The organism is Streptomyces sp. NPDC059917, assembly GCF_042730635.1.
Taxonomy (GTDB): Bacteria; Actinomycetota; Actinomycetes; order Streptomycetales; family Streptomycetaceae; genus Streptomyces.
The window spans coordinates 1-9,884 of record NZ_JBHWLC010000144.1 but is presented as its reverse complement, the minus strand read 5'-3'; the positions used below and the strand labels follow the sequence as shown (position 1 = coordinate 9,884).

Below are 9,884 nucleotides of genomic sequence, written 5' to 3'. Positions count from 1 at the left end.
GCCCCCACCGGGGCACCCGCAGCCGACTGCTTTTCGGCCGCGGCCGGGCCAAGGCAATGATTGAAATGATCTCCCCACCAGCGCGGAGCCGCTCTAGGCTCTTCCGTACCGCCGCATCCGCTGTGCGGGGACGGGCACCGCACACGCACCGGAGCACCAGCGGTACTTGAGCGCCGCTTCCGATCGGAAGCGCCGCCGGGCAAGGAGGGCCGCATGACCGTACGGCGAGTAATGGGGATCGAGACGGAGTACGGGATCTCCGTCCCCGGTCACCCGAACGCCAATGCCATGCTCACCTCGTCCCAGATCGTCAACGCCTACGCGGCGGCGATGCACCGGGCGCGACGCGCCCGCTGGGACTTCGAGGAGGAGAACCCGCTGCGGGACGCCCGCGGCTTCGACCTCGCCCGCGAGGCCGCAGACAACAGCCAGCTCACCGACGAGGACATCGGCCTCGCCAACGTCATCCTCACCAACGGAGCACGGCTCTACGTCGACCACGCGCACCCCGAGTACAGCTCGCCGGAGATCACCAACCCGCGCGACGCCGTCCTCTGGGACAAGGCCGGCGAACGGATCATGGCCGAGGCGGCGGAGCGGGCCGCCCAGCTGCCCGGCGCCCAGCCGATCCACCTCTACAAGAACAACACCGACAACAAGGGCGCCTCCTACGGCACGCACGAGAACTACCTGATGAAGCGGGAGACCCCCTTCTCGGACATCGTGCGCCACCTGACGCCCTTCTTCGTCTCCCGCCAGGTCGTCACCGGCGCCGGCCGGGTCGGCATCGGACAGGACGGCCGCGAACACGGCTTCCAGATCAGTCAGCGCGCCGACTACTTCGAGGTCGAGGTCGGCCTGGAGACCACCCTCAAGCGCCCCATCATCAACACCCGCGACGAGCCGCACTCGGACGCCGAGAAGTACCGCCGCCTGCACGTGATCATCGGCGACGCGAACCTGTCCGAGATCTCCACCTACCTCAAGCTCGGCACCACCGCCCTGGTCCTCTCCATGATCGAGGACGGGTTCATCAACGTCGACCTGGCCGTGGACCAGCCGGTGCGCACCCTGCACCAGGTCTCCCACGACCCGGACCTGCGCCAGCTCATCACCCTGCGCAGCGGGCGCACGCTGACCGCCGTACAGCTCCAGATGGAGTACTTCGAGCTGGCGCGCAAGTACGTCGACGAACGCTTCGGCTCCGACGCGGACGAGCAGACCAAGGACGTGCTGGCCCGCTGGGAGGACGTGCTGGGCCGCCTGGAGACGGACCCGATGAGCCTCGCGGGGGAGCTGGACTGGATCGCCAAGCGGGAGATCCTGGAGGGCTACCGCAGGCGCGACGGACTCGACTGGGACGCGGCGCGGCTCCAGCTGGTGGACCTCCAGTACTCGGACGTCCGCCCCGACAAGGGCCTGTACAACCGCCTGGTGGCCCGCGGCAAGATCAAGCGGCTGATGGACGAACCGGCGGTCGAACGGGCCGAGAGCAAGCCCCCGGAGGACACCCGGGCCTACTTCCGCGGCCGCTGCCTGGAGCAGTACGCCGACGACGTGGCCGCGGCCTCCTGGGACTCGGTGATCTTCGACCTGCCGGGCCACGACTCGCTCCAGCGGGTCCCGACCCTGGAACCGCTGCGCGGCACCCGTGCGCACGTCAAGGAGCTCCTGGACCGCTGCCGCACGGCGGAGGACCTGGTCCGGGTCCTTTCGGGGCGCTGAACGCGGCTGAAAGGCCTCCGGTCCGGGAATCATGAGAAAGACCGGATGTTGAGGAAAGTGCGGGGACGAATGTCGGACCCTCCTTGTAGGGTCCGACGTAGGGTCTGATCTTGAGGGATCCCGAATTCCCGGGGTCTCTCGACGTGAGCGTGCGAACCGAGCGGGGTGAGGTAGACATGGCGACCAAGGACACCGGCGGCGGACAGCAGAAGGCGACGCGCTCGACCGAGGAGGTCGAGGAGACGACCGCCGAGGCGAGTTCGGACGTCCAGGAGCGACACGAGAAGCTCTCGGACGACGTCGACTCCGTACTTGACGAGATTGACGATGTCCTCGAGGAAAATGCGGAGGACTTCGTTCGGAGTTTCGTACAAAAAGGCGGCGAATAACCTTCGAATCTAAGGCGAATCCGCCAGTGTGTGCTCCATGTTCAACGGAACGAAGTGGTGTCGCGGGTGTGCCCGTGACATACCACTGAGCGGATTCGCCTCGGATCGAAATCGGCGCGACGGGCTACAGCCCAGATGCCGTGAATGCGTGGCCGCCTACAGCGCCGCACACTACCGGCGCCGGCGGGCGGCCCAGGGAAAGCCCGTAAAAGAGCACATGGAAGTGGCCGCGGGCAGCAAGCTCTGTCGGCAGTGCGGCGAGGTGAAGCCGCACAGCGAATGGCACAGGAACGCCAGCGCCTCTGACGGGCTGTCGACCCGCTGCAAGGCTTGCCGAGCCGTCCAGGGTCGGGCGGGCCATCTGAAGCGCGCGTACGGCATGACGGAAGCGCAGCGCGACGAGATGATCGCTGCCCAGGACGGGTTGTGTTGTATCTGCTTGAAGCGCCCGGCGGTACATGTGGATCATTGCCATCAGACGGGTAGGGTCCGGGGCGTACTTTGCTTTAACTGCAACACGGCCATCGGCAAGTTGGGCGACGACCCCGACGCTGCACGCCGGGTCGTCTCATACCTGGAGGGACACGCGTGGAAGCCAACAATTTCGGCACAGGGCGTCTACCGGCAGCCTTCCTGACGCCGGGGTCCTCCTCCTTCATGGACTTCCTGGGCGCGCACTCGCCCGAGATGCTGCCGGGGAACCGGACGCTGCCGGAGGGGATCGTGCAGGCGCCGCACGGGACGACGATCGTCGCGGCGACGTTCCCCGGCGGGGTCGTGCTCGCCGGTGACCGGCGGGCGACGATGGGCAACATGATCGCCCAGCGCGACATCGAGAAGGTGTTCCCGGCCGACGAGTACTCCGCGGTGGGCATCGCGGGTACGGCGGGCCTGGCCGTGGAGATGGTCAAGCTGTTCCAGCTGGAGCTGGAGCACTTCGAGAAGGTCGAGGGCGCGACCCTCTCCCTGGAGGGCAAGGCGAACCGCCTGTCCACGATGATCCGCGGAAACCTCGGCATGGCCATGCAGGGCCTCGCGGTCGTCCCGCTGTTCGCCGGCTGGGACGAGGCCAAGGAGCGGGGCCGGATCTTCACCTACGACGTGACGGGCGGGCGCTCCGAGGAGCACGGCTACGCCGCCACCGGTTCGGGTTCGATCTTCGCCAAGGGCTCCATGAAGAAGCTGTACCGCGACGATCTGACGGAGCAGCAGGCCACGACGCTGGTCGTGCAGGCGCTGTACGACGCCGCGGACGACGACTCGGCGACCGGTGGCCCGGACCTGGCCCGTCGGATCTTCCCGATCGTCACCGTGATGACCGACGAGGGCTTCCGCAGGCTCACCGACGACGAGTCGGCGGAGCTGGCCCGCACGGTCACCGAGCACCGCCTGGCGCAGCCCGACGGGCCGCGCGCCGCCCTGCTCTGACCATCCGTAGCCCTGTAGAAGACCGGAAGAAAGGGACGGACAGCCGGTGTCGACTCCGTTCTATGTGTCACCCCAGCAGGCCATGGCGGACCGTGCGGAGTACGCGCGCAAGGGCATCGCCCGCGGTCGCAGCCTCGTCGTGCTGCAGTACGCCGACGGCATTGTGTTCGTCGGCGAGAACCCGTCCCGCGCGCTGCACAAGTTCAGCGAGATCTACGACCGCATCGGTTTCGCGGCGGCCGGCAAGTACAACGAGTACGAGAACCTGCGGATCGGCGGTGTGCGCTACGCGGATCTGCGCGGGTACACCTACGACCGCGAGGACGTGACGGCCCGCGGGTTGGCCAACGTCTACGCGCAGACGCTGGGCACGATCTTCTCCAGTGCGGGCGAGAAGCCGTACGAGGTGGAGCTGGTGGTCGCGGAGGTGGGCGCGACGGCGTCCGGCGACCAGATCTACCGGCTGCCGCACGACGGGTCGATCGTGGACGAGCACGGTTCGGTCGCGGTCGGTGGCAACGCGGAGCAGATCAGCACCTTCCTGGACCAGCGGCACCGGGACGGGATGACGCTGGCGGAGGCGTTGAAGCTGGCCGTGCAGGCGCTGTCGAGCCAGGCCAACGGGACGGACCGGGAGATTCCGGCGGACCGGTTGGAGGTGGCGGTGCTGGACCGGACGCGTGCGCAGCAGCGCAAGTTCAAGCGGATCCGGGGGCGTCAGCTGTCGCGCCTGTTGGAGGCCGACGTGCCGGTGGCGGCGCAGGTCGACGCCGTGTCGAACGACGAGGAGCCGGACGAGGCCGAGTAGGCGTCGTCGCGGTGTGGTCCGGTGCCCCGGTCCGTCTCTCAGGAGGCGGGCCGGGGCACCGGTGCGTTTCAGGGTGCGTCGGTTGCGGGCGGGGGTGCGGTGGAGCCCCGTACGACGAGTTCGACGGGGAGGTCGGGGGCGTTCCACGGGGTGCCGTCGAGGACGGCGAGGAGGGCGCTCATGCCGTGTTCGCCGACGCGTTCGGCGGGGAGGCCGATGGTGGTGAGTTCGGGTTCGACGGCGGTGGCGAGGGCGAGGTCGTCGAAGCCGGTGACGGAGAGGTCGTCGGGGACGCGCAGGCCGAGGCGGCGGGCGGCCTTGCAGGCGCCGGCGGCGAGGATGTCGTCGTCGCAGACGACGGCGGTGGGTCGCGGCCCGGGGGTGGTCAGGGCGGCTTCCATGGCGGCTCTGGCGGCGTCGACGCTGAGGTCGGACCTGGTGGTGCGCAGTTCGGTGCCGGGGCCCAGGAGGCGGCTCAGGGCCTTGGCGCGGACGTCGAAGGTCCAGGTGTCGACGGCGGAGGCGAGGTGGAGGAAGCGGCGGTGGCCGAGGGTCCGCAGGTGTTCGGTGACCTGGCGCATGCCGTCGGCGATGGCGAGGTTGACGTGGGCGGCGGCGCGGCCGGCGGCGGGGTCGCTGTCGAGCATGACGAGGGGGAGGTCGTTGCCGCCGATGGCTTCGAGGGCGTGGGCGGCCATGGAGGAGGCGATGACTCCGTCGAGGGCGGCGCTGGCGGAGGCGAAGGGGTCGCGGGCGGGCCCGGTGCCGTCGGGGGAGGGGTAGAGGACGACGCCGAAGCCGTTCTCGGCGGCGATCCGGGCGGCTCCGCTGTAGACGCGGGCGAAGAATTCGTTGGTGAGGGCGGGGACGACGAGGAGGGCGGTGCGGGTGCTGCCGAGGCGGAGGTTGCGGGCGGCGAGGTTGGGGCGGTAGCCGAGGTGTGCGGCGCTCTCGCGGACCTGGGCGGCGGTGCGTTCGGAGACGCGGCCGCGCCATTTGTCGCCGAGGACGAGGGAGACGGTGGCCTGGGAGACCCCGGCGGCGTGGGCGACGTCGCGGCTGGTGGGTCGGGTCACGGGGGTCTCCGGGGTGGGTGGGCGCGGTGGTGGTGCGGGTCCGGCCCGGGGTGGTGGGGCGGGGTGTCGCGGGGGTCGCGGTGTGGACCCCCGGACTGTCGCCATGGTACGTATTACCTGTCACGTTATACGTATTACCCCGGCTGGATCCGGGCGGAAAGGGGCGGTCATGGCCGCGGGATACGCGGAGCTGCTCAGGACCCGGCACGCGGCGAGGCTGCTCGTGGGCACGCTGATAGGCCGGCTGCCCAACGGCACCGCCCCGATCGCCATCGTCCTGTTCACCCGGGCCGAGGGCGGCAGCTACAGCCTCGCGGGCGCGCTGGCGGCGGTGTACGGCGTGGCGAACGCGGTCGGGCAGCCGCTGTTGGGTCGGGCCGTGGACCTCGTCGGGCAGCCGCGGGTCCAGTTGCCGGCCGCGCTGGTGTCGGCGCTCGGCATGGTGTGGCTGGCGCTGGCGGGCACCGGCTCGGCCGTCTCGGCGTACGCCGCCGTGGTGGTGGCGGGGCTGTTCACGCCGCCGCTGGAGGGCGGGCTGCGGGCCCTGTGGCCGGGGGTGCTGGGCGGCAAGGAGGAGCGGGTCCACGCCGCGTACGCGATGGACGCGGTGGCGCAGGAGGTCATGTTCACGGTCGGTCCGCTGCTGGTGACCCTGTGCGTCGCCCTGTGGGACCCGGCCGTGGCGCTGTTGGTGATCAACGGGATCGGGGTGCTGGGCGCGCTGTCGGTCGTGGTGAGCGAGCCGTCGCGGAGCTGGCGCTCCGCGCCGCGGGAGGCGCACTGGTTGGGCGCGCTGCGTTCGCGGGGGCTGCTGGCGCTGCTGGGCGCGTTCTTCTTCGTGGGGACGGCGCTCGGTTCGATCACGGTGGCGGGGGTCGCGTACGCCGACGGGCACGGCGGCCAGGCGGTGTACGGCTGGCTGATGGCGGCGCTGGGGCTGGGCGCGCTGATCGGTGGCGTGGTCTACGGGGCGCGGCACTGGGCGGGTGCGCCGGAGCGGCGGCTGCGGGTGTTGGTGGCGTTGTTGGCGGTCTGCTACCTGCCGCTGATGTGGGTGCCGGGTCCGGTGGCGATGACGGCGCTGGCGGCGTTGGCCGGGGTGTTCCTGGCGCCGGCCATCGCGTGCGCGTTCATCGTGGTGGACCGGCACGCGCCGTCGGGCACGGTCACGGAGGCGTTCTCCTGGTTGGTGACGTTCTTCGGGGTGGGCGCCGCGATCGGTACGGCGGCGGCGGGTCCGGCGGTGGAGCTGGGTGGTACGGCGTCCGGGTTCGCGGTGGCGAGCGTGGGCGGGGCGGCGGCGCTGCTGGTGCTGACGGTGACTCAGCGGGCGCTGTCGGGGCGGGCTGCGGGCGTCGCGGAAGGTGCTTCTGACGGGGCATCGGAGGAAAATGATCGGAACGCCGCTCTCGAACCCGGTTTCAGAACACAGCAGAAGGCGTAATGTTCAGTCATGGACCGCCGCATTTTCGGGCTGGAGAACGAGTACGGCGTCACGTGCACGTTCAGGGGACAGCGCCGACTGTCTCCTGACGAAGTGGCGCGCTACCTCTTCCGCCGTGTCGTCTCATGGGGCCGCAGCAGCAATGTCTTCCTGCGGAACGGCGCCCGCCTGTACCTCGATGTGGGTTCGCATCCGGAATATGCAACTCCCGAATGCGACAACGTGACCGAACTGGTCACCCACGACAAGGCCGGCGAGCGCATTCTCGAAGGTCTGCTCGTCGACGCCGAACGCCGCCTGCACGAGGAGGGAATCGCGGGCGACGTCTACCTCTTCAAGAACAACACCGACTCGGCGGGCAATTCGTACGGTTGCCACGAGAACTACCTGGTGGCCCGGCACGGAGAATTCTCCCGCCTGGCGGACATCCTCATTCCCTTCCTCGTCACGCGCCAGCTGATCTGCGGCGCGGGCAAGGTGCTGCAGACCCCTCGGGGCGCGGTCTACTGCGTGAGCCAGCGGGCCGAGCACATCTGGGAGGGCGTGAGTTCCGCGACGACCCGGTCGCGGCCCATCATCAACACCAGGGACGAGCCGCACGCGGACGCCGAGCGCTACCGGCGCCTGCACGTCATCGTCGGTGACTCGAACATGTCCGAGACGACCATGCTGCTGAAGGTCGGCGCGACCGATCTGGTGCTGCGCATGATCGAGGCGGGCACGGTGATGCGCGACCTGACCCTGGAGAACCCGATCCGGGCGATCCGCGAGGTCAGTCACGACATCACGGGTCAGCGCAAGGTGCGCCTGGCGAGCGGTCGGGAGGCCTCGGCGCTGGAGATCCAGCGGGAGTACTACGACAAGGCCGTGGACTTCGCCGAGCGCCGGGGGATCCGGACGGGGGTCGTGGACCAGGTCCTGGAGCTGTGGGGCCGCACGCTGGACGCGATCGACGCCGAGGACCTGGACCGGATCGGCACGGAGATCGACTGGGTCATGAAGTACCAGCTGATCGAGCGGTACCGGGCCAAGCACAACATGACCATGTCGAACCCCCGGGTCGCGCAGATAGACCTCGCCTACCACGACATCCACCGTCGGCGGGGCCTGTACTACCTGCTGGAGCGCAAGGGGCAGGCGGCGCGGATCTGCAACGACCTGAAGATCTTCGAGGGCAAGTCGGTGCCCCCGCAGACCACGCGGGCGCGCTTGCGCGGTGATTTCATCCGGCGTGCGCAGGAGCAGCGGCGGGACTTCACGGTCGACTGGGTGCACCTGAAGTTGAACGACCAGGCGCAGCGCACGGTGCTGTGCAAGGACCCGTTCCGGTCGGTGGACGAGCGGGTGGAGAAGCTGATCGCCGGGATGTGATCGTGCTCGCGCCGGTTCGCGGACCGGCGCGGGGATCTCGCAGTGTCGGATCTCACGGGCCCCGTACGTCTCTCGTACGGGGCCCGGTGCACGCCTTAGAGTTGGCGGCGACCGATGTGCCGTCTGAGATCTGAGGAACACGTGCGCCGAATTGCCGGCCTGCTTGTCGTCCCCCTTCTGCTGCTGTCGACAGCGGCCTGTGGTGGCGGCGACGACAAGGGCTCCGACTCCGCCCAGATGAAGAACGGGGTGCCCGCGATCACGAAGGGCGCCAAGTTCGGCGAGGAACCCACCGTCTCGAAGGGCAAGGGTGACCCGCCCAAGGAGCTGAAGGTGGAGGTGCTCAGCGAGGGCAAGGGCCCGGCGCTGAAGAAGGGGGACGCGGCGCAGGTGAACTACCTGGGCCAGGTCTGGGACGGCAGCGAGCCGTTCGACAAGAGCTTCGGGCGTCCGGCTCCCTTCGACCTCACCATCGGTGCGGGCGCGGTCATCAAGGGCTGGGACCAGGGCCTGGAGGGCAAGAAGGTCGGCAGCCGCGTGGAGCTGGTGATCCCGCCCGAGCTCGGTTACGGCCCGCAGGGTTCCGGCGACAAGATCAAGCCGAACGCGACGCTGGTCTTCGTCGTCGACATCGTCAAGGGCACGTCCATCCCGGCTTCGGCCAAGGGCAAGGAGGTCCCCCAGGACGACAAGGACCTGCCCAAGATCGGCACGAACACGGACGGCAAGGAGGTGTCGGTCGCGGTTCCCAAGGACGCGACCCCGCCGGCCAAGCTGGTATCGAACTACGTGCTGGAGGGCGACGGCGCCGTCGTGAAGGAGTCCGACAGCGTGGTGGTCCGGTTCAACGGCAAGACGTGGAAGGACGACAAGACCTTCGAAAGCACGTACGCCACGGACTCGTCGGTGACCTGGCCGCTGTCGCAGATGTCGGTCAAGGGCCTCAAGGACGGCATCGTCGGCAAGAAGCTCGGCAGCCGCGTCCTGCTGGTCATCCCGCCGGGCGACGGCTTCGGTGACAAGGAGCAGGGCACCATCCCGGCCAACTCGACACTGGTCTTCAGCCTCGACATCCTCGCGGTGATGTAAGACTTGTCCGGTTGTCTCCCGGCTCCCGTCGGGAGGCACTCCCTTGTTCGTACGTATGAGGAGCAGTTCCGTGAGCGACAAGCTCGAGAAGCCCGAGATCGATTTCCCCGAGGGTCCGGTTCCGACCGACCTGCTCATCGAGGACATCTGGGAGGGCGACGGCGCCGAGGCCAAGGCCGGTGCCATGGTCTCCGTCCACTACGTGGGCGTGGCCTTCTCCACCGGCGAGGAGTTCGACGCCTCCTGGAACCGCGGCTCCGCGCTGCAGTTCCCGCTCGGCGCGGGTCGCGTCATCGCGGGTTGGGACCAGGGCATCGCGGGCATGAAGGTCGGCGGCCGTCGCAAGCTGACGATCCCGGCCCACCTCGCCTACGGCGACCAGGGCGCGGGCGGCGCGATCGCCCCGGGCGAGACGCTGATCTTCGTCTGCGACCTGATGGCCGCCTGATCCGGCGCCAGTCGACGTGAGGGGCCCCCGCCGTACGGCGGGGGGGCCCCCCCCGGGCCGGGGGGTTTTTGGGCGGGGGGGCGGGCGGGGGGGGGGAACGGGGCCC

General features: G+C 69.5%; 10 protein-coding genes. 9 read left to right on the top strand and 1 reads right to left on the bottom strand.

Translation table 11 applies throughout. The features are described 5' to 3' along the window. The first annotated feature begins 213 nt into the window (after nt 1–213). From dop to prcA, 5 genes are all read left to right on the top strand, one after another. The gene (gene dop / locus ACFWAR_RS38365) at nt 214–1,725 is read left to right on the top strand and encodes a depupylase/deamidase Dop (protein ID WP_385788053.1); all 1,512 of its coding nucleotides are present in this window, start codon (nt 214–216) and stop codon (nt 1,723–1,725) included. A 176-nt stretch (nt 1,726–1,901) separates the two neighbouring features. Next, complete coding sequence (locus ACFWAR_RS38360) at nt 1,902–2,114, top strand: ubiquitin-like protein Pup (protein WP_354383626.1); 213 nt, start codon at nt 1,902–1,904, stop codon at nt 2,112–2,114. 37 nt (nt 2,115–2,151) lie between these two features. Beyond that, nucleotides 2,152–2,751, top strand: coding sequence for an endonuclease VII domain-containing protein (locus ACFWAR_RS38355; RefSeq protein ID WP_385788050.1), 600 nt, complete (start codon nt 2,152–2,154; stop codon nt 2,749–2,751). Then, nucleotides 2,703–3,542 (top strand): proteasome subunit beta, encoded by an 840-nt coding sequence (gene prcB / locus ACFWAR_RS38350; RefSeq protein ID WP_385788047.1) that lies wholly within the window; start codon nt 2,703–2,705, stop codon nt 3,540–3,542. The genes ACFWAR_RS38355 and prcB overlap by 49 nt, the downstream gene beginning before the upstream one ends. A gap of 46 nt (nt 3,543–3,588) precedes the next feature. Next, a complete protein-coding gene (gene prcA, locus ACFWAR_RS38345) occupies nt 3,589–4,350 on the top strand; it encodes a proteasome subunit alpha (RefSeq protein WP_385788044.1) in 762 nt (253 codons plus the stop codon). Nucleotides 4,351–4,418: 68 nt separating this feature from the next. On the opposite strand, the gene ACFWAR_RS38340 is transcribed toward prcA, so the two are convergent. Beyond that, nucleotides 4,419–5,426, bottom strand: a complete 1,008-nt coding sequence (locus tag ACFWAR_RS38340) for a LacI family DNA-binding transcriptional regulator (protein WP_385788042.1) — start codon at nt 5,424–5,426, stop codon at nt 4,419–4,421. Between the two features lie 169 nt (nt 5,427–5,595). Here ACFWAR_RS38340 and ACFWAR_RS38335 point away from each other — a divergent pair, with 169 nt between their 5' ends. The 4 genes from ACFWAR_RS38335 to ACFWAR_RS38320 all read left to right on the top strand — a co-directional run bounded on the left by ACFWAR_RS38335 (nt 5,596) and on the right by ACFWAR_RS38320 (nt 9,778). Further along, the gene (locus tag ACFWAR_RS38335) at nt 5,596–6,870 is read left to right on the top strand and encodes an MFS transporter (RefSeq protein WP_385788039.1); all 1,275 of its coding nucleotides are present in this window, start codon (nt 5,596–5,598) and stop codon (nt 6,868–6,870) included. A gap of 9 nt (nt 6,871–6,879) precedes the next feature. Then, nucleotides 6,880–8,241: a Pup--protein ligase gene (pafA, locus tag ACFWAR_RS38330; protein ID WP_351053179.1), complete on the top strand. Its 1,362-nt coding sequence runs from the start codon at nt 6,880–6,882 to the stop codon at nt 8,239–8,241. Between the two features lie 141 nt (nt 8,242–8,382). Continuing rightward, nucleotides 8,383–9,330 (top strand): FKBP-type peptidyl-prolyl cis-trans isomerase, encoded by a 948-nt coding sequence (locus ACFWAR_RS38325; RefSeq protein ID WP_385788036.1) that lies wholly within the window; start codon nt 8,383–8,385, stop codon nt 9,328–9,330. A gap of 55 nt (nt 9,331–9,385) precedes the next feature. Next, nucleotides 9,386–9,778, top strand: coding sequence for an FKBP-type peptidyl-prolyl cis-trans isomerase (locus tag ACFWAR_RS38320; RefSeq protein WP_385788033.1), 393 nt, complete (start codon nt 9,386–9,388; stop codon nt 9,776–9,778). Nucleotides 9,779–9,884: the final 106 nt, after the last annotated feature.